Origin of the sequence: Trichocoleus sp. FACHB-46 (assembly GCF_014695385.1) — a bacterium.
Lineage (GTDB): Bacteria > Cyanobacteriota > Cyanobacteriia > FACHB-46 > FACHB-46 > Trichocoleus.
The window spans coordinates 28672-49670 of record NZ_JACJOD010000052.1 but is presented as its reverse complement, the minus strand read 5'-3'; the positions used below and the strand labels follow the sequence as shown (position 1 = coordinate 49670).

Sequence of the window (20999 nt, the reverse complement as noted above, 5' to 3'; positions counted from 1 at the left end):
GGATTTGAGCGAGCTGTGCTCTGGAAGGGGAGTACCCTGAGCTCTGAGAAACAGCTCCAGCAAAGCTGGGAGGCTGTGACGCTGGTAGGGAGTCGGCATCACATCGAGCAAGTAGCACTGCCATTCATTGTTTTCCGAGAGTGACAAAAGAGGGATAGTATGTTGCTCCTCAATAATTTTGTGAGCTTTGGCAATGTCACTGAGAGATAGTTTTTGCAGCACCTAGAGCCGTAGGACTCCTTGCTCAGCCAGTTGAGCGATCGCTTTTAGAACCGTTTATAAATTAGACAGAACTATTCGAGCAGCTTCAAGAGTGCGATCGATATCTGTTTTAGTGTGAGCTAAGGAAGTAAATCCTGCCTCAAATTGAGACGGAGCGAGATAAATTCCTTGTTTCAACATCCCCCGATGGAAGTGCGCAAACTTGTTGAGGTCAGATTTCTGAGTATCTTCATAATTATGAATGGGGCCTTCATTAAAGAAGAAACCAAACATACCGCTAATATGCCCTCCACAAGCCGTATGTCCGGTTGCTTGTGCCACTTGCAACAGTCCTTCTGTCAGCTCTTTGGTGATTTGATCAAGTTGCTCATAGGTTCCAGGCTGCTGCAACAATTCCAATGTCTTAATACCTGCGGTCATGGCTAAAGGATTGCCGGAGAGCGTTCCCGCTTGATAAACAGGGCCAGCGGGAGCCACCATTGACATAATCTCTTGCCGCCCACCATAAGCCCCCACGGGCAAACCACCCCCGATGACCTTACCTAATGTTGTGAGATCAGGGGTGACACCAAATTTCTCTTGGGCTCCTCCATAAGCAATGCGGAAGCCTGTCATAACTTCGTCGAAGACGAGTAGCGCTCCATGCTCTTGGGTGAGCTGCCGCAAGCCTTCCAGAAAGCCAGCTGCAGGTGGAATAAAGCCCGCATTACCGACCACGGGTTCTAAAATGACTCCAGCAATTTGGTTGGAGTTCTCTTCAAGAGGGCTTTGACAGCGGCTAAATCGTTATAGGGAGCGGAGAGCGTGTTGCTTGTGACAGATTTGGGGACACCTGGAGAATCTGGCAAGCCGAGGGTGGCAACACCAGAACCCGCTTTGACCAGAAACATATCCGCGTGGCCATGATAGCAGCCCTCAAACTTAATCACTTTGTCTCGTCCTGTAAAGGCTCGCATCAGCCGAAGAACAGTCATGCAAGCTTCTGTCCCAGAGTTGACGAAGCGTACCATCTCAATGCTGGGAACGGCATCGATCACCATCTCAGCCAAGATATTTTCCAGTTCACAAGGAGCACCGAAACTGGTACCTTTCGCGATCGCCTCATGTAGGGCAGCGGTCACAGCAGGATGAGCGTGGCCACAGATCGCAGGCCCCCAGGAGCCGACATAATCAATATATTGGTTGCCATCTACATCCCAAGCATAAGCCCCTGCCACTTGGTCAAAGACGATCGGTTGCCCACCGACAGAGCGAAAAGCTCGAACTGGAGAACTCACTCCGCCTGGCATCAGTTTTTGGGCTGCGGCAAAGATTTCTTGCGATCGCGTCGTGTTCAAGCTAGTCGTCGTCGCTAACATATTGCTTCCTCATCACACTAGATTGCAAAATTTCGCTTGATTGGAGCTGATAATCGCGAAAGTCATCAAAATTAGGGAATCTCGATCATGACTTCGTTGCGTTTCAACATCGGCAAGGTAAAGGGAGAATCGTAGAAGGCATAAGTCGCTGTCCCTTGAGCCTCAATCCCTTGCTGAATCAAAAAGTCCCGGAGTTTTGCTTCCTGTTCTTGCAGTTGATTATCTCCAGCATTGCCAGAGAAACGAATTGCCACCACTTTAGTGCCTGGTAATTCTTTGACAGTAACGCGCTCATCCTTTGGCTTTGGCAGCGTTGCCATTGAATAGGTGGAGGGCATAAAAAACTGCACAGCCCAGGTATTCTGATCACTTGCTTGAGTGACAGATGTAGTCATAGCGATCGCTGAACCTGCGGCTTGCTGCATCACAGGAGCGGTCATGGCAAGTTTTTCGCTTTTCTGCGGTTGAGTGACAGATAGGTTTTGACCAAAAATGTAGCCCGCTAGAATCCCAAAGGCATCATTATTGGCTTTACCTCTCTCCGCCTTCACAACGGTTTCAGCGACAATTTTAGGTTCATATTGCCGAATTTCGATGTCACCGTAGGACTGCAACACAGTGTATTTAGGTTCTTCACTTTTACTCACAATTTCTCCACGCAGTTAGAAGTGCAGTTAAGTGTCAGGTTAAGAGTAGGATGCGGCTGCCAATCGTCCATCTTCCATATGAATGATGCGATCGGCAATATCTAGAATGCGGTTATCATGAGTCACCAACAAAATAGTGCAGCCTTGCTCCTTGGCTAAGCGCTGCATAATCTCCACCACATCCCGACCCGATTTCTTATCAAGCGCCGCCGTGGGTTCATCAGCCAGAACAATTTTAGGACGACTAGCCAGGGCACGAGCGATCGCCACTCGTTGTTTTTGACCGCCAGAAAGGCTGTCTGCATAATAGTCCACGCGATCGCCCAGTCCTACTGCTTGTAACATCTCTGTAGCGATCGCATCCATATCTTTTTCTAGATAGTCTGGATGGAGTTCTAAAGACATCCGCACATTCTGTTTCGCCGTTAAAAAGGTGAGCAAGTTATGAGCTTGGAAGATATAACCAATTTGCTTCCGCACTTGTATCATTTTTCGCTTGCTGGCACCACACATCTCTTGTTCCAAGATCGTGAGGCTACCTTCCTGGACTGAACGCAAACCACCCATCAAACTCAGTAACGTGGTTTTACCAGACCCAGAAGGCCCAGTCATAATCACAATCTCGCCAGGATAAATCTCAAGATTAATGTCAAACAATGCCTGCTTCCGCAGTTCACCTTTACCAAAATAGTGATTTAGCTGATGAGCTGAGATGACAGGCTTTGAAGACATTTGAGCTGTATGAAGGTCTGGCGATCGCGCTTGCTCTAGATGGGGAGACATGGAGAAGGATGAAGGATGAGGGAGGAAGGATAAAAAGGGATGAGATGAGCTAAAAGATATCTGCTGGATCGGCGGCTCTGAGTTTACGGAGGGCGATCGCACCTGCTCCACCACACATAACGACGGTCAGAATTAGAACTGTGACAGCGCGGCTGAGTTTCATGGCGATCGGTAAAAAGGTGACAGATTTAAAAAAGGTATAGAAGCCACTTGCCAGCAGAAACCCTGGTAGAAAGCCTAGAGCGGCGAGGAGGAATGCTTCTTGTAAAATCACTCCAATCAAGTACAGATCGCTATAACCCATTGCTTTGAGCGTGGCGTATTCTGGTAAGTGATCAGAGACATCAGTATAAAGAATTTGGTAGACAATCACGGCTCCTACTAGGAAACCAATGGCTACTCCTAGATTAAAAGTAGGACCAATCGAGGAGCCTGTGTTCCAATAAGCAAATTCACGAGCTGAGAACTGTTCTAAGGTGAGCACGAGCAAGTTATCGGGTACGATCGCTTGCAAATCTGCCTGGAGTTGTTGAATGGATACGTTGGGATTTGCCTCAATAATCCCCAGGTCAATGTCATTGGCTCGTCGCTCGGAAAAGAGGCGCAAAAAGGTAGAGTCACTCATCAGGAGATTCCCTTCGGCTGAAAAGGAAGAACCCAGCGTAAATAAGCCAACCACTTTGACTTCTAAATCATTCGCCTGAACAGATAAGGGATTCTGCTTTTTGAGCAGGGCTGTCACGTCGCCCAGTTGTGGTGTTAGACCCGCTTTATCAAATAGAACTTGATTTAGTAATTTGAGTTTGTCTAGCTGCTGCTCCACTTCAGGGAGGTCAAAAGCAGGCCGATTGGGGTCGATGCCGTAGACAAAGATTTGCCGGCTGGCTTGGTTATCTGGGTTTCGCCAGCTTGCTTGACCAATGTACAGGGGGCGAATAGACTCAACCCCATCCATACCAGCGACGCGGTAGAGGTTGTCTCTAGGAAAACTTTTAATCGACTGTAAGTTATCTGATAACTTATTGACGATAAACAGATCTCCTTTGAGCGTTGCGTAGGGGCGAACTTGGGAGTCGAACAGTGCGTCCCTCACCCCCAGTTGGAAAAACATGAGAAAGTCAGCAAAGGCAATGCCTGCGATCGCCACTAGCAGACGAGTCCTCTGGCTGCTCATTTGCAGTAAGGCAAGGGGCGTTTTGCGAAATAATTTTGGCAGCATGGGTTCGTCGGTGGCAGAAGAGTTACTGGCGGTTAGCGAGAGAATCGGCTTGAATGGCAACCTGAACTTGCAAGTTGGTTAAACTCGCCACTCGTTGACTATCCTTTGGATCAATCTGAATTCTGACTTCCACCACTTTGCGATCGAGATTTTCCCCTGGTTTACCGCTCGTGACTTCTTGCTGAGTCACCTGCAACCCTACCGAGCTAACTGTACCTTCGAGTTCTCCCTCAAAGGATTCACTAGTAATCGCCACGGGCTGACCTTTCTGCACTTGGCTAATATCGGTTTGATACACCTCTGCCACCACCTGCATCTCGTTGGTTTGGCCCAACTCAGCGATGCCTGCACTGCCCACGACTTCTCCGGGTTTAGCATCAATGTCGAGAATGCGACCGGAGATCGGAGCCTTAATCGAGGCTTCTGCTAAATCTGATTCTGCCTTTCTGACGGCGGCGATCGCCTTGTCTACCTGAGCTTGAGCTGCCTGCACATCCACAGGACGCACTTCCTCAATGCGATTTAAGTTGGCTCTCGCTTGCCTGATTTGCTCGCGGATCGTGTTGGCGCTTTGGCTTTGTTTCGCCTTGACCTCATTAAGTTGGGCTTGAGCCGTTTGCAGAGCTAGTTGTCTGCGATCCAGTTCTGTCGCCGCGATCGCACCCTCCCGGTAGAGGGGCAGATAGCGATTGTAATCAGCATTCGCCGTTTCAACTTCTGCTTGCCAACGAGCGATCGTCGCCTGTTGAGTCGCTAGTTCCCCTTCCAACTGCTCTTCCAGACGGGCGATCTCCGCTTCCTGGGCGGCAATCTCCCCAGTCTTAGCACCTGCTTTCACTTTGGCCACTTCTGCCTGCGCGATTTTCACCTGAGCTTGGGCTTCCAAAAGCACATTTTGGAGTCGTGCTTGCGAGTCCATGACAGCAATGACTTGGCCTGCGTCCACGCGATCGCCCCGCTGCACTCGCAGTTCTGCCACGCGATCATTGCTGAGCGTGGCAGGGACGGAGACTTGGATCACCTCTGTCGCAGGCTCAATGCGTCCTAAAGCCGTAATTCGCTGGACTTTTGGGGCAGCTTTGGCTTCTGCAACCACAGTGGGTTGGCTGGGACGCTTGACTTGAGAAATGCCCAGGAAAGCGATCGCGCCTGAGGCAGCAGTCGCAGCAATGATCAGCGCTAGGGTGCCCCGATTTGCAGGCTTGGATAGGGTTTGGAAGTTCATGTTAATGGTTTTGTGGCAGTGTCCAGTTCGCCCAATCTTGAGGCTGCAAAAACGTTTCGTACAGTTCCGCTTCCGGAGTGTTAGGTTCTGGTTGATAGCCATATTCCCAACGCACCAACGGTGGCAGCGACATCAGAATTGACTCCGTGCGACCGTTGGTTTGGAGACCGAAAATCGTGCCTCGATCATAAACCAAGTTAAACTCTACATAACGACCGCGACGATATAGCTGAAAGTTCCGCTGGCGATCGCCATATTCCATTCCCCGTCGCCGCTCCACAATCGGGGCATAGGCAGGGATAAAAGCTTGCCCACAACTACGAACCAAGGCAAAAATTTCTTTCCAACTGCGGGGAGCTAAAGCGCCAATCTGATTGCTAAGAGTAGCGGCTGCACCCTCCAAGTTAGAACCGCGATAAAGTTTTCCTTGTCCATCTTGGTAATCAAAAAAGATACCACCGACACCTCTAGTTTCTTGGCGATGCTGGAGGTAGAAGTATTCATCACACCAAGGCTTGAACACTGAGTAATAATTGGGGTTGTGGCGATCGCAAGCTTGCTTCAGCGTGGTATGGAAGTGAGCAGCATCTTCAGCAAAAGGATAGTAGGGTGTCAAGTCAGCACCGCCACCAAACCACCAAACTGGGCCTGCCTCAAAGTAACGATAATTCAGATGGACCGTGGGAATATAAGGATTGTGAGGATGCAACACCATTGAAGTGCCTGTGGCATAGAAGCCATGTCCAGCCGCCTCCGGGCGTTGCGCCAAAATGGAAGGAGGCAGATGAGAACCCCAAACCTCAGAGAAGTTCACCCCACCTTGCTCAAACACAGCTCCTTCGAGCAATACTCGCGATCGCCCGCCACCGCCTTCGGGTCGCTCCCAGGCATCTTCTTGGAAGCTACCCACACCATCTATCTGTTGCAAGCTCTGGCAGATTTCGTCCTGCAACTGCCGCATAAACTGACTCACTTTCTCTTTGGTATCTATGGGCGGGAGAAAGGTAGATTGAGTGATTTGAGGCGTAGAAATCGGCATAACTCCAACTCAATGTCCTAAGAAGTGTATACACACAAGCAACGCAATATTTCGCAATAGAAGGTGAATTTTCTTCACCCAAGCTACTTGCAATCGATTTAGAAGTGGCCTTTCGCTAACCAACGAGCCGCATCTTTCGCGTGATAAGTGAGAATCAGGTCAGCACCCGCTCGCTTAAAGCTAGTCAGCGTTTCCAGCACCACGCGCTGCTCATCCACCCAACCGTTGAGGGCGGCGGCTTTAATCATGGAGTACTCGCCAGAAACATTGTAGGCAGCCACAGGCAAATTCGTTGCTTCTTTGACTCGCCAGATGATGTCCATGTAGGCCAAGGCAGGCTTCACCATCAGCATGTCTGCCCCTTCTGCGATGTCCAGTTGGATTTCTTTCAAGGCTTCACGGGCGTTGCCAGGGTCCATCTGGTAGGTGCGGCGATCGCCAAATTGTGGTGTTGATTCGGCAGCATCGCGGAATGGCCCGTAGTAAGCGGAAGCATATTTAGCAGCGTAGGAGAGAATGGGAATCCCCTCAAACCCTGCTTCATCTAAAGCAGCTCGGATCGCCTGCACAAACCCATCCATCATCCCAGAAGGTGCAATGATATCTACCCCTGCGTTGGCTTGAGCCACAGCGGTCTTCTTGAGTAGTTCTAGGGTGGGGTCATTCAAGACTCTTCCCGTTAAGTCACCCAGTTCCAAATAGCCACAATGACCGTGATTGGTGTATTCACATAAGCAGGTATCGGCAATCACGATCAGGTCGGGAACGGCTTGTTTAACTGCACTCGCAGCTTTTTGCACAATGCCGCAATCGTGCCAAGCTCCCGTCGCTTCTGCATCTTTATCTTCTGGGATGCCAAACAAGATGATGGCTGGAATTCCCAGGTCGTAAACTTCTTTGGCTTCTTCGACAATTTTGTCTATAGATAACTGGTAGACACCAGGCATCGACACCACTTCTTTGGCAATGCTGGTACCCGGAACCGCAAAGAGAGGATAGATCAGGTCTTGAGTGGTTAAAACGTTTTCGCATACCATCCGCCGGAGTTGCGGATTGCTTCTGAGCCGACGAGGACGATGAATTGGAAACATAGTATTAGTGCCGTGCAGCTACAAAAATTTGATCGAGGATTTCCTGAGCTCCTTGCTGCCGCAAACTGTGGGCGAGCTGAATACCAACCTGTTCTGCCTCATTTGCAGAACCAATGACAGTATCTTTGAGTAACTGTTGACCATCGACACTGGCAACCAACCCAGTTAAGGCTAACGTTTCGCCGTCGAGCTGGGTATGCACCCCAATCGGTACTTGGCACCCTCCCTCAAGTTCTCGCAGAAAAGCCCGCTCAGCCAAAACGCGATCGCGAGTAGGGATATGTTCGATCGCTTTCAGAAGGGATATAACTTCTACATCATCAGCACGGCATTCGATCCCCAAAGCTCCCTGTCCGACTGCATAGAGCGAAACCTCAGCCGGAAGGATTTGGTGAATGCGATCGCTCATGCCTAAGCGCTGCAAACCAGCTGCCGCTAAAATCAGAGCATCATATTCGCCTGCATCTAGTTTGGCAAGGCGGGTGTTCAAGTTACCGCGCACATCCTTGAGGGTGTATTGGGGAAACAGGTGTCGTAATTGAGCCAGTCGTCGCAGCGAAGAAGTACCAATGACAGCCCCAGCGGGTAGCGTATCAATTTGACAACCTTTGTATTTTTCCTGCACCACCAAAGCATCAGCTGGGTTTTCTCGCTCGGTCACCGCAGCTAGAGTTAAACCTTCAGGGAGATTGGTCGGCAGATCTTTCAGTGAATGCACTGCAAAGTCAATCTCTCGGTTCAACATACCGAGTTCCAGCTCTTTGGTAAACAGTCCCTTATCGCCAATCTTAGCCAGAGCTACATCCAAGATATTGTCACCTTGGGTAGACATGGTATGGACTTCAAACGTGATACCAGGGAAGCGTTGCTGCAACTGATCACGCACCCAATAGGTTTGCACTAGGGCGAGTTGGCTTTTCCGAGAACCGATGCGGACGGTACGAGTGGAATGGATAGCAGGAGAGTCAGTAGCTTGAGTTTGTGTCATGACAATTAGCCCAAAAGTGAGGAGTAGTTGAGTTGTCTAACGGTTTCAAAGAAGAAAGCCACATTCTCTTCTGGCGTGTTTTGCAGTACGCCGTGACCGAGGTTCATGATGTGCTTCTGAGTTCCTGCTTTGAGCACCGTATCTAAGATGTTTTGACGAATAAATTCTTGGGGACCAAACAGGATGCAGGGGTCCATATTGCCTTGCACGCCCATGTTGGCACCGAGGCGTTGACGGGCGACAGACATATCCACCGTCCAGTCTACGCTGACAATATCGACACCGGAGTGCACCATCAGTTCCAGAAGACCAGCGCTGTTGTTGATGTAGAGAATCAGCGGCGTTTCTGGATGAGTGGCTTTAATGTGGCGGACGACCTGTTGCAGATAGGGGAGAGAGAAATTCTTGAAGTCTTGAGGACTGAGTTGTCCTGCCCAAGAATCGAATAGTTGCACCACCTGTGCCCCTGCCTCAATCTGGTAGCAAGCATAAGTCGCGATCGCCTCTGCCAACTTACCCAAAAACTGATGCAGCATGGTTGGCTCTGTATAAGCCATACGCTTAATAATGGCGTAATCTTTTGAGCCTTTGCCTTCGATCGCATAGGCTGCCAGTGTCCAAGGTGCGCCCACAAATCCTAACACCGTTGCTTCACCATTCACTTCTTTCTGCAACGTCTGGAGAATCTGACGCACAAAGGGCAGAGAGGCCTCTGGATCAAGAGGTGTCAGCGCATCAATTTGCTCCTGAGTGCGGATGGGAGCCTCAAATACCGGACCCTTGCTCTCAATAATGTCGAAGGGAATGCCAATTCCAGGGAGTGGCGTGAGGATATCCGAGAACATAATCACACCATCAGGTCTAAAGGCATGGAACGGTTGTAGAGAGATTTCCACTGCTAAATCAGGATTTTCCGATCGCTCCCGAAAGGAAGGATACTTCTGACGCAACTCCCGGTAGATCTTCATATAGCGGCCTGCTTGGCGCATCATCCAGACAGGCGGGCGCTCCACCACTTCACCCAGCGTGGCTCGTAGCAAGAGATCATTCTTCATGCATTTCTCCTTACGTTAAGAATAGAAGACAAAACAAGTGGTGACATAGAAAGATATGCTGTCAGTCCAAGAAATTACAGAGCAATTTAGTTGAATGTCAGCTCTGAAACCACTGCCAAGTCAGAATTTGAAGAATTTAGTTGGTTTTGATCTGAATTGAGACCCCAACCCATTGCCAGGCATTTTTGACGAAGTTTGCGATAAGCAAGAGATAGGCTATCACAAGGCACATGAACTTCATCAGTCAATCTATCTGGTACTGCTTTGGGATATTCAGACTCAACAACTGCCTTATCTTCCATCACAACCTTAAAAGCAGCCCTTTGAAAAATAGGGTCCGCCAAGCGAGTGGTTAGGAAATTGCGGAACTGAATGCGCTTAGTAATGGTAGTACTGTCGTCAACAGGGACATGAACCGTAAAGTTGACTATTTTGCCACGCCCAAAGTCAACAACAAGCCGAGTGATATTGGGCATATAAAAACCCAGGCTAACCTTCACTTTTGATTTCGATGGCCGAAAGACGTATTTGAATAAGTCTTTTGCTTGAGTGTAATTTTCAACATTGACATCAACATGGCCTCCCCACGCTTCCGTATGCAGGTCATAGTCTTCCATCTTTTGTTCTGGTTCAAACCCATTACCAAAGGAACGAGTATGAATAATAGACACATGGGACATGTCCATATCATTCTCAAGGGTACGGGTGTAGTGAGCATTTAGTTCATACTCAAAGAAGATTTTGTGGAGGCTCGGATCTTCAAATTCTGGAAGGGGCGGGATTGGAGGACGTTCTGCTTCTGATAAATCCCCATAAAATAGCCAAACAAAACCATATTTCTCCTGCACTGCATAGCCGTCTATACGAGCTCCCCTCGGAATAGGAGTTCCAGGTTGATTAGCAGGGATATCCACACAGGTACCATCAGACTGAAATTTCCAGGCATGATAAGGACAAACAATGCAGTCACCTTCTACCCAACCGACTGAAAAAGCGGCACCTCGATGAGGGCAGCGATCTTGAAGTGCAACGACTTGCCCTTTAGAGTTACGGTAGAGAACAAATCTTTGATTTAGCATCACGATTTGTTTTGGTTTAGCGGTCACTGCCGAGCTAAACTCACAGGCATACCAAAAGTTCTTGAGCACTCTTAACTCCTACATTTAGCTCAGTGAATCCTTGCTCCAAGCCACAATCAGGCTTACATAGATTGCTTAATACCATTGAGTAGAAAGAGCAGTTGATTCGGATTGTTTTCTCTCAATCATTACTAGGGAATTATCCAACTAATAAGAAGCTATCCAATACTTCAAAACAATGTCACTCAGTTTTGAGAAGAGGTTTTGACCACAGGTCTGTATCGTTGCTCTTCTGTACCAAGGTTAAACAGAGCTTGTAGAGTCTGGATAGCAAGACGTTGAGCTTCTAAATCCTGCTGTGTACGCAGTTTTACCATCGGCTCGTGAAGAATTTTGTTGACAATACCTCGAGATAACGCTTCAATCACCATCTGATGTTTTTGAGCAAACTCAGAACCAAGACGAGATAGCGCTTTCTCTAGTTCTTGCTCCCGAATTATTTCCACTTTTTCTCGTAAACAGCTAATCGTAGAGACAGTCTCCCGTGAGCGCAACCAATTGTAAAACGCTTGTACCTCCTCTTCTATCAAGCCCTGGGCTTCTACTGCCATCTGCCGTCGAGTTTCTTGATTCTGAAGAACAACGGTCTTTAAGTCATCAACATTAAAAACCTGAACAGAATCTAGTTCATTCACATCTGCATCTACATTGCGAGGCACTGATATGTCAAATAGCATTAAAGGCTGATTGGCTGCTAAAGCTACTTTCAGCCTGGCTCTATCCAACAGCGGCTCTGTTGAGGAAGTGCTAGTGAAAACAATATCTGAGTCGGCTACGATCGGCATCAGTTCAATCAATGAGTAGCATGGTATTGACACATTACTAAACTGATTAGCTAGTTCCTGAGCTGTCTCGAGAGAGCGGTTGACAATTGAAAGTTGGGCAGCCCCTTTCGCTAAAAGATGTTGGATCAATCGCCGAGCCATTTGACCTGCACCTACCACTGTCACGCGACAAGTTGATAAGTCTTGGAGCTTGAGTTGGGCTAATTCTACCGCAGCGGAGCTGACTGAAACGGCACCTGTTCCGATCGAGGTTTCTGTTCTTACTCGCTTTGCGGCTGTAATGGTTTGCTTAAATAACTGATTCAGAACACATTTGATGCCACTGTACTGCTGGCTCAATGTGTAAGCACGCTTAACTTGGGCTAAGATCTGCCCTTCACCAATTACTAAGCTATCTAGGCCAGAAGCAACTTGCATCATATGCTTGACTGCATCCTGTTGCTGCAAAATGAAGAGGTGTTGGCATAGTTGGTTCAGAGGCAAGCGACTATACTCGGACAAAAACTGGGCAACTTCTTGAGTTGCTTGCTCTATTGCATTAGCAGCAACATAAATTTCTAGACGGTTACAAGTGCTGAGAATAGCGCTTTCTTCAATATGTAGATAGCTACATAGCTCTGCGATCGCCTTTTCCATCTGGGCTTCAGGGATGCTCAGCTTCTCGCGGATTTCAACCGGAGCTGTTTTGTGACTAAGACCAATTACTGCGATATTCATGGTTTATGCATCCTCCCTCGAAGTTTTTTCTTCCGTCTCAGAGATCACGTAATGATTGGAAATGTTTGCTGTGGAAGTTTTTGAACATTACTTAATTGAAGCCAGCAAATGTTGCTCTCAGTTTCAAGAACTTGAGAGGGCTGGGAAACAATATCCAAAAATCCCACGAAAAATCTGTGTACTGTAGCCAGTAAGTAGGTCTTGGCTACAAGCGTTGAAACATTGTTGGGATACTCTTGGCTGATATTAGGCTGAACCTACCAATGACTCGTTGAAGAACAGCAAAAAGAGCAGAGCCAGCATTGCTAAAGCGATCGCTTGCAGAGAGGACAGCTTTGTAGAAGTAGCAGCCCCAACCATCGGTTTACTAGCAGCCTCTTCTAGAGGTTGAGTCTGGATTGGAAATTCAGACGTAAGGTCTTCGCTAATAGTCTGAGGAATAGTCTGAGGCTCTTGGCTGATGAGCGGTTCTGCTATCCATTCTTTTTGGAAAAAGCCAGGGTTCAATACCCCTTGAGGGTCATACTTCTTCTTCATCTCATGAATTGTGGGCCAATAATCACCAAATTGGCGTTGCCATTGTTGTGTCTCAAAATTCACCAGGCCAGTCAAGTATCTTTTACCACCCATCTCAAAGCTTAAGTCACTCAGCTTACTAAGTTCAGCTAAGACAGGCTGAAGCTGCGATCGCGGGATGGTGGGATAAACTCCGAAGCCTATCAATAACTCTTCGTCTGGTAAAGCAAACATGGGTGTTCTGTTATCACGATTGACCAAACAGAAGCAGCCCATTGGAGTTCGACTGACATCGAGGAACGAAGGTAACTTCTGGAGTGCTGTTTCGATATAGTTCTTTGCAGTGGATGCTGGAAGAAATACATCGGTCCAAGGATGGGCAAGATTTGCAGCAGTCTCAACCTGAATGGTTGGTGCAATAAACTGCTCAAAATCCAGATTTTCTGTATGGATATGACGGTAAAAATTCAATCCCGCCAGGACTTCTCTGTCATCTACTGCGTCTTCAGCACTCATTTCAATGGTGATCTGCAATGTATAGAACCATTGAATCAGAGGTTGCATAATGCCCGTAGCTCTAGAAACTCCCTGGACGCAGGGGATGGGCAAAGATACTAGATGATCAACTCTTTTTTCAAGGACCAAAGCTTTTTTGTCATGCAAAAGAGCATCTAGATCATCGTAGAAGAGTAGATATGTGCGGGTGAGTGGAGGATATCGCCTGAGCTTATGCTGTACTTGTGTAATAATTCCAAATTGACCGAAACCACAAAGTACATGATGAAAAAGTTCACTATTTTCTTCAGGGCTACACCAAACAATCTCACCCTCTGCCGTGACAACTTCTAAACCAAGACAGTTACTAGCCTGCGTTCCATTGCGAAAAGATGAAGCACCCACACCTGCTGCCGCATGAGTGCCACCCAGCGTAACATTGAAGTAATTGGTGAGGACAGGAGGCACTAAACCATCGGGTGTACAAGCATTTACCACTTGCCCCCAGGAAACTCCTGCATCCGCCTTAAAGTAAAGGGCGTCTTTGTGAATCTTGTGAATCTGATTCAGACTCCTCATATCCAAAACAATTCCATTTTGGCTCAAGGATTGGCCGCTTAACGAATGTCCTGTGGCACGAGGAGAAATAATCAGCCCTTGTTGATGAGCATACCTAACTGTTTTAACAACATCATCAACTGAGTGAGGGCGGACAACAACCTGTGGCTTTTTGTGAAATACATTCCCGAAGTCTTGAGAAAACTCTGCAAGCATTTCAGGTCTACTACTAACCTCACCCGAAACTAAATATTGGAGGTCCTTGACGATGTTGTTCATAAAAGGTGTGAAAGGGTCTGTCTTCAATCATTGGCCAACCCGATTGGCCGTCAGAACAAAAATTTCAGAAAAATCGTAATTAGCCCTGAGAGAATCGGTTCTTCAGCAGGTTAATTCCAATTTGCACAATTTTAGGAGCCAGCTTAATCAAGTCAAAAATCCGGGAAATCAGGTTTTGGCTATTCTGAGGTGTAGCCGTTATATTCTTAGCTGGTCTTTCATACTTAAACATACAAACACAGTCACCTGCTGCTTGTCTGCTGATAATTGCAGCCTTCATGCCTGGGAAAGCCTTTCTAGTCGCTTCTTGTTCCATTTCGCATAGAGCGCGACAGGGGTTTTCTAGACCATACTCTTTTGCGAGCGAAAGAACTGGACAAACTCGCTGAATCTCGAGTACAGCATCTGTTCCTTCCTGAGAAATATCTACGACATCCATCGTAAAACCCATGATACGAAAAATTGGAATCGCATCAGTGAAGCCTTTAGCTAAGGCAGTGTTATCAATAAAAGCACCCATGAATGCCTTTTGTTGGGCAGGATAGGCTTCCATCATTTTTTCAAATGCCTCATCCTCGCCTATTTCATCGGCTAGCTTTTTGAAGGCTGCAAATCGATTTCTAAACATGTTTAAGGCTTTTGATGAATCCATTTTCATCACATCAGCCATTTGGATGTCGCCAATACCTACAATGTTCTCCATTTGTGAATTCCTCAGATTTTGGTTTTGTGATTATTCAGCTTTGACGATATCAACGATTCCTATGTCATTCGTTAATAGATCAACCAATCCATGCAGCTCGTTTTTAGTGGCTTGAAGGTGGAGATTATTGACGAAAAGTGATTGATCTCCACCTGTTTAACTGCGACAGCGATCCTAGACTCAGCCTCTTTGGCTAAATAGAGACCACCACTTAGGAGTGGGCCAAGGAGTAAAGGAGAATCACTGCAAAAACGATTTGCCTGTTAGCAAAAAGGCAGGCCATAACGATACTTACTTCCTGGGTCGGAGTATCAGAAGAGCGACTGACTGGGGTGAACCTAAACATTGGGTGATTACTAGAGCTACAAATTGCCACAATACGATTTAGCTGGAGCCAGCGGACTTGTCACACTGCAAGCAGAGAGACCTTTTAGACCCATTCGTGGGGGTTTCTGAGTACTTCTAGAAGCTTCTCCTCTCGGCTGCCGTGGATGGGCTGGTCGCTGTAGTTCCAGCAAGCTTCCCCAGGCATACAATTGAGGACGCTTTGAGTATTAACGATGCCGCTGGCTAGACCAAAGCGAACACCTCTGTCATGTAGGAGGATAAACTCGGCGTAACGTCCACGTCTGAGACGCTGCCAATACTTCTGCTGTTCGGTAAATTCCATATTCTTACGCTTCTCAACAATTGGAATGTAAGCTGGAAGAAATGCTTCAGAACAGGTTGTCACTAAAGAAAAGAGAGATTCAGCATCACGGTCTTGCAGGTAATCGAAGAAGATGCCACCGACACCTCGACATTCACCACGATGGGGAAGATAGAAGTATTCGTCACACGCTTTTTTAGCGCGTGGGTAGAATGTGGGGTCATGCTGGTCACAGGCATCTTTGTGCACTTGATGGAAATGCACCGCATCTTCTTCAAATAGATAAATGGGTGTCAAATCACCACCACCACCAAACCACCAAGAACCAGGCTGTGTCCCATCGCCAATTTGGAAATAACGGTAGTTCACATGGGCTGTAGGGACCATGGGGTTCAGTGCATTGATGACGACACTTGTACTCGAGGCGAAAAAAGGAGTTCCTTTTCCACTCGGCATCCCATTGGCAGGATCAGCCATCACTACATCTGAGCCTTGAAAGGTCATACCAGGAGGTAGTTCGCCTTGCATAGATACGTAGTTGATACCAACCTTTTCAAAGACATTGCCATTCCGCAGCGCCATGTCAATGTAAGTGATGCCGTTGTTGTTGTCACCTTCTACCCATTCGCCGTTCTCATCTTTGGTCCAACGTTGTTCTTGAAATTGAGTGCCATCTATTTCTTCGATCGCTTGGCAAACATTCTCAAACATGCGCTTGAAAACCTTCTCAGTTCTTACAAGCATGCTCTGCTGAGATTGAACGGGCTGTTCTACTTTTTCTAAGATTTCTAGCATGAGTGATGTCCTCTCAAAAGCAAATAACGACGATTGTGATTGATACTTTCCCCTGGAGGCGCAAGCATCTGCGAGAGATTGATAAAATTCAATCTCCCAGTACAGCGTAGATACTGCTAGCAAAATTGCTTGGTTTGAAGTTCAAGTATGTGCTCAATCACATCTTGAACCAGGGGACACAGGCGCTCTGTTATGGCGCTTTCAGTGTTCCACTCAGAAACTCACTAAATGATACGAGTTCGCTCTCAAGGTTTCGGAATTCACTGAAGGAGTGCTTCAGTCTTTCTCTCGTTACTTCCGGAAAAGTAGTGAGATAAATTTCAATCTTTCTTGATAACCTCCTTTGAATGAAAAACCGCAGAGAACTACTTCAGGGGCTTTTCGAGTTATTCCCGAAAAATACTGAAACTAAAATTAAAACTCTTTCACAATTGTCTACATAGATATGAGTGATTACTTAATCAGTGATCTATGTCACCTTAACCTAGTGAGGTTTAAGGCTGTAGAAGCTGGGTTGAGCAAGTTATGGCTAGAAGCAGCACAACATGCTCCTTGCTACCTAAAACAAGAAGCAACATCATGATGCTCTCAACCGAGAACTGATGAGCCCTATATCTTGGGAAGCAAGATGGATAAGTAAAAACTCACACCTCCGATAGACTCAACCTTAGCGTCACATGGTCAGGTTAAGTATTCTTTATGCAGCGAGTAATCTTCGTTTAATTATTAACAAAATCTAAAGTCAAGCTCTAGAGACTCTTTGGATACTGTGAGAGCTATTCTTTCATCCTTATTGGACACAAAATTGACACAGCGTAGTGTGCCAATAGAACCAAGCACCACATCGACTCATGTATCGATCGCGTATAGGCAGGAATTAACCATCACATCGGCTGAGGCTTGTAGTCCTAACTTGTAAGTAGTCTCAGCGATCGCTCGATAGGGATGATCCGGGTCAGGCGTGAGAGACGAGATTACTGACGCCTTTAGTTTCCTAGGAGAGATTGATATGACTGCCATAAAAAATATTCTCAACTTGGATGGCGATCGTCTCCTCAATGTCGTTGATGATTGAATTACTCCTGGCGTTGCTGAAACAGTAATAGACCTCGTGCATGAATCATGAAGGATGTACCAGTTCATAGTTGAGTAGGCCAGTAATCAGGGTTAAGCGAAGACCAAACCACTTTTTCCGGTGGAAGGAGAGAACACTCGCCTCCGGCATTATCTAGCTCGGTTGCACCGCAAGACTTTGTGTTACTCCAAGTCAGTCGAGATGTTGAAGTGTTCACAGCACTTGCTGCTCCACTATCTAAGGTATCGAACGGTGCCGCTGCCAGCTTAGTTCATTACTGTTTCAGCAACGCCTCCCGACAAACGCAGTGATTCAGAGAGCTTTCGGCTAATCCTGGTGTGAACTGAATCTGGGTAGACCTGCTGTAAACAGTTTGGATAGCAGGTGCTTTGAAAATTTTAGTAAATTTACGCACCTTTTAATCGAGGGATATTCATCCCTTAATGTCGCTGTGACATTTATATAGGGTTGGGGCGGTGACCAGATCGTAGCTTTTACGGAGATTTCGATGGCTCTACTTTTCTCGGAATACATTGAGGGCAGCAGCAACAATAAAGCCCTGGAAATTTTCAATGGCACAGGGTCAGCAATCGATCTAACTGCTGGTAACTATGTGGTTCAGTTTTACTTCAACGGTAGCTTGACCGCAGGGCTGACTATTCCCTTAACAGGCAGTGTGGCTGCGGGCGATGTGTTTGTGCTCGCTCAAAGCAATGCTAACGCCACGATTTTGGCCCAGGCAGATCAAACCAACGGAGCAGGCTGGTTTAACGGAGATGATGCGATCGTTCTCCGGCAGGGTGGCACCAGTGGCACAATTCTTGATTCCATTGGTCAGATTGGGTTTGACCCTGGTACAGAATGGGGAACGGGGCTAACTAGCACCGCAGACAACACTCTGCGACGTGACAGCAATGTTACTAGTGGCGATACCAATCCTACTGATGCCTTTGACTCCAACGGGCAGTGGGATGGCTTCGCGACGGATACCTTCGATGGATTAGGCAGCTATAGCGCTGCCCCGGCGACTGGAGCAGGCGTGACGATCGCCCAATCTAACAACAGCACTGAGGTTAACGAGCAGGGTGAAACCGCCGATACCTACACGATCGCGCTCAACACAGCCCCTACAGGTGCCGTAGAAGTGGCGATCGCCGCTGACGCAGAAACTCAAATCAGCGCCGATGGCGTCAACTTCTTCAACTCTCTAAACCTGACATTCGCAAATACAACGCCACAAACCATCACGGTTCGAGCCATCAATGATCCAGAAGTAGAAGGTTCTCCCCATACTGGGGTGATTACCCACAGCATCACCAATAGCGCTGACCCCGCTTATTCCAACAGCCTCACACCGATTGCCAATCTCAATGTCAGTGTGATCGACAACGATGTGGCTCTGACCAAAATTTATGAAATTCAGGGAAGCGGGGCAGCTAGTACTAAAGTTGGGCAAACCGTGACGGTCGAAGCGGTGGTTACGGGCGACTTTCAGGGTAGCAGTGGATTGAATGGCTTTTATGTGCAAGAGGCAGGAGGAGATGGCGATACAGCCACCTCAGACGGTATCTTTGTCTTTGCGCCCAACAGCATCGATGTCAGTGCAGGTCAAACGGTGCGGCTCACCGGGCGAGTTTCAGAATTTTCTAACCAGACGCAACTCGACAACATCAGTGGCTTGAGCATCGTTGGCTCCGGAGTAGTCACCCCGATCGCGGCGAGTTTGCCTGTCACCACAGCGACTGACCTAGAGCGCTATGAGGGCATGCTGGTCACCTTCCCCGAAACCTTGACCGTGACTGAAAACTTCAATCTGGGGCGGTTTGGCGAAGTGGTGCTGTCGTCAGAAGGACGATTGTTCAATCCGACCGAATTCATTGACCCGACTGATATCCCGACTACTGAAACCGAGAACGACGAAAACAACATTGCCGCTGTGACCGAGCAGCAAAATGCCAATAACTTGCGTGATATTCTGCTCGATGATGGCAGCAATACTCAGAACCCTGCGACGGTTCCTTTTTTGACTGAAGACGGCACGCTACGAGTCGGCAGCACAGTGGCAGGACTGACCGGGGTCTTGGGCTTCGGGTTTAATAACTACCGATTACAACCCACTGAAGACCCAAACTTCGTTGACTCTAATCCCCGCACAGCCGCGCCTGAAGAAGTGGGAGGCAATGTCAAGGTAGCCAGTTTCAACGTACTGAACTATTTCAATGGCGATGGTAACGGCGGTGGCTTCCCAACCTCGCGTGGTGCGACAACAGCCGCAGAGTTTGAGCGGCAGAGTGCCAAAATTGTCAGTGCGATCGCGGCGCTTGATGCCGATGTGGTGGGTCTGATTGAAATCGAAAATGATGGAGATGGTTCAGAATCAGCGATCGCCGAATTGGTTGATCGGCTCAACGCCTCGTTAGGCACAAAAGTCTACGACTATATCCGTGACCCTGCTACTGGAACGGGAACAGACGAAATTAAAGTCGCTTTTATCTACAAGCCTGAAACTGTCACTCCAGTAGGTACGGCACTCAGCGATCCAGATGCCGTCTACAATCGTCTGCCTGTCGCTCAAACCTTTGTATTGAACGCCAACGGTGAAACCTTTACTCCCGTAATCAACCATCTCAAGTCCAAGAGTGGGACCGGCGAAGGTTTAGACGCAGACCGAGGAGACGGTCAAGGAGCATTTAACTTTACGCGCGTACAGCAGGCAGAAGCGTTGCTCGGCTTCGTGAATAAGCTAAAGACCACCACAGGCGATAGTGATGTCTTAGTTTTAGGCGATCTCAACGCTTACGGAGAAGAAGACCCGATCGACGTATTGCGGAACGGTGGCTTGGTAGACGAGTTAGGCAGATTCATTGAGAATCCCTACTCCTATGTTTTTGCGGGACAGTCTGGACGATTAGATCATGCGCTAAGCACTGCCAGCCTCAGCGAGCAGGTCACCGGAGCCACCGAATGGCACATCAACACCGATGAACCCAGAATCTTAGACTATAACCAGGAATTCAATCCTGCTGGGCTTTATGAGCCTACCCCCTATCGCTCCTCGGATCATGATCCTGTTCTGGTTGGTGCAGAGTTGGCGAGCGCTCTCAACGTCGTGAATGGTGGCAATGGAGAGGATACGCTCAGCGGCACCTCTGGTAGAGACGAACTCAACGGCGATAACGGCAACGACACCCTCAATGGGGGTAACGGCAATGACACCCTCAGTGGCGGCAATGGCAATGATATCCTGCTAGGCCAAATCAGCAATGACATTCTCAACGGTGGCAATGGTGATGACCTCCTGAATGGTGGTCAAGGTCAAGACACGTTGAATGGTGGTAATGGTAGCGATCGCTTTGTGCTAGCAGCAGGTGCAGGTAGAGACACCATTCAGGATTTCCAAGATGGTACAGATTTTCTAGCTCTAGTAGGTGATCTCACATTTGGTCAACTGACGATCGCAAGCAATGCCAATGACACATTGATCCGTGTGACAGCAACCAACGAATTGCTGGCAACGCTAAACGGCATTCCCACTAACAACATTACGGCGATCGATTTTGTCGCTGCTTAAGGTGAAGCGCCTTGGGGTGGATAATATCCACCCTTTTTTGGAAATTTTGCAACACCGAAAACATTACAGCCCCTATTTTCCAACTCTATC

At 47.8% G+C, this 20999-nt stretch carries 18 protein-coding genes and 1 pseudogene; 2 read left to right on the top strand and 17 right to left on the bottom strand.

What is annotated here, in order from left to right:
• From H6F72_RS29985 to H6F72_RS25470, 17 genes are all read right to left on the bottom strand, one after another.
• The coding region (locus H6F72_RS29985) for a hypothetical protein (RefSeq protein ID WP_206755463.1) at nt 1-222 on the bottom strand (222 nt) is incomplete at its 3' end.
• Nucleotides 223-276: 54 nt separating this feature from the next.
• A complete protein-coding gene (locus H6F72_RS31245) occupies nt 277-939 on the bottom strand; it encodes an aminotransferase class III-fold pyridoxal phosphate-dependent enzyme (protein ID WP_370527565.1) in 663 nt (220 codons plus the stop codon).
• A 5-nt stretch (nt 940-944) separates the two neighbouring features.
• Nucleotides 945-1580, bottom strand: coding sequence for an aminotransferase class III-fold pyridoxal phosphate-dependent enzyme (locus H6F72_RS31240; RefSeq protein WP_370527564.1), 636 nt, complete (start codon nt 1578-1580; stop codon nt 945-947).
• A gap of 71 nt (nt 1581-1651) precedes the next feature.
• Nucleotides 1652-2227, bottom strand: coding sequence for a heme-binding protein (locus H6F72_RS25535; protein ID WP_190442195.1), 576 nt, complete (start codon nt 2225-2227; stop codon nt 1652-1654).
• Between the two features lie 39 nt (nt 2228-2266).
• Nucleotides 2267-2959, bottom strand: a complete 693-nt coding sequence (locus tag H6F72_RS25530) for a DevA family ABC transporter ATP-binding protein (protein ID WP_190442202.1) — start codon at nt 2957-2959, stop codon at nt 2267-2269.
• A 100-nt stretch (nt 2960-3059) separates the two neighbouring features.
• A complete protein-coding gene (gene devC, locus H6F72_RS25525; RefSeq protein ID WP_242017132.1) occupies nt 3060-4289 on the bottom strand; it encodes an ABC transporter permease DevC in 1230 nt (409 codons plus the stop codon).
• Nucleotides 4252-5454 (bottom strand): HlyD family efflux transporter periplasmic adaptor subunit, encoded by a 1203-nt coding sequence (locus H6F72_RS25520; RefSeq protein WP_190442192.1) that lies wholly within the window; start codon nt 5452-5454, stop codon nt 4252-4254. The genes devC and H6F72_RS25520 overlap by 38 nt, the downstream gene beginning before the upstream one ends.
• Nucleotide 5455: 1 nt before the next feature.
• Nucleotides 5456-6493, bottom strand: a complete 1038-nt coding sequence (hemF, locus tag H6F72_RS25515) for an oxygen-dependent coproporphyrinogen oxidase (protein ID WP_190442190.1) — start codon at nt 6491-6493, stop codon at nt 5456-5458.
• Between the two features lie 98 nt (nt 6494-6591).
• Nucleotides 6592-7584 carry a porphobilinogen synthase gene (gene hemB, locus H6F72_RS25510; protein ID WP_190442188.1) on the bottom strand — a complete coding sequence of 331 codons (993 nt, stop codon included), beginning with the start codon at nt 7582-7584 and terminating at the stop codon, nt 6592-6594.
• Nucleotides 7585-7588: 4 nt separating this feature from the next.
• Nucleotides 7589-8572 (bottom strand): hydroxymethylbilane synthase, encoded by a 984-nt coding sequence (gene hemC / locus H6F72_RS25505; protein WP_190442186.1) that lies wholly within the window; start codon nt 8570-8572, stop codon nt 7589-7591.
• Nucleotides 8573-8577: 5 nt separating this feature from the next.
• Complete coding sequence (gene hemE / locus H6F72_RS25500) at nt 8578-9627, bottom strand: uroporphyrinogen decarboxylase (RefSeq protein WP_190442183.1); 1050 nt, start codon at nt 9625-9627, stop codon at nt 8578-8580.
• Nucleotides 9628-9713: 86 nt separating this feature from the next.
• Nucleotides 9714-10775: an aromatic ring-hydroxylating dioxygenase subunit alpha gene (locus tag H6F72_RS25495; protein ID WP_190442182.1), complete on the bottom strand. Its 1062-nt coding sequence runs from the start codon at nt 10773-10775 to the stop codon at nt 9714-9716.
• Between the two features lie 176 nt (nt 10776-10951).
• A complete protein-coding gene (locus H6F72_RS25490; RefSeq protein WP_190442181.1) occupies nt 10952-12268 on the bottom strand; it encodes a glutamyl-tRNA reductase in 1317 nt (438 codons plus the stop codon).
• A gap of 246 nt (nt 12269-12514) precedes the next feature.
• On the bottom strand, nt 12515-14053 hold the full coding sequence (locus H6F72_RS25485; protein ID WP_199299309.1) for an FAD-binding protein: 1539 nt from the start codon (nt 14051-14053) through the stop codon (nt 12515-12517).
• Between the two features lie 142 nt (nt 14054-14195).
• Nucleotides 14196-14819: an L-2-amino-thiazoline-4-carboxylic acid hydrolase gene (locus H6F72_RS25480; RefSeq protein ID WP_190442179.1), complete on the bottom strand. Its 624-nt coding sequence runs from the start codon at nt 14817-14819 to the stop codon at nt 14196-14198.
• Nucleotides 14820-15249: 430 nt separating this feature from the next.
• The gene (hemF, locus tag H6F72_RS25475; protein WP_190442178.1) at nt 15250-16263 is read right to left on the bottom strand and encodes an oxygen-dependent coproporphyrinogen oxidase; all 1014 of its coding nucleotides are present in this window, start codon (nt 16261-16263) and stop codon (nt 15250-15252) included.
• An 849-nt stretch (nt 16264-17112) separates the two neighbouring features.
• On the bottom strand, nt 17113-17283 hold the full coding sequence (locus tag H6F72_RS25470) for a hypothetical protein (RefSeq protein WP_190442177.1): 171 nt from the start codon (nt 17281-17283) through the stop codon (nt 17113-17115).
• Nucleotides 17284-17458: 175 nt separating this feature from the next.
• Between H6F72_RS25470 and H6F72_RS25465 the strand changes: the two are divergent.
• Both H6F72_RS25465 and H6F72_RS25460 read left to right on the top strand, forming a co-directional pair.
• Nucleotides 17459-17608, top strand: a pseudogene (locus H6F72_RS25465) (IS1 family transposase); the annotation flags it as partial.
• A 238-nt stretch (nt 17609-17846) separates the two neighbouring features.
• A complete protein-coding gene (locus tag H6F72_RS25460; protein WP_190442175.1) occupies nt 17847-20909 on the top strand; it encodes an ExeM/NucH family extracellular endonuclease in 3063 nt (1020 codons plus the stop codon).
• The last annotated feature ends 90 nt before the right edge of the window (nt 20910-20999 follow it).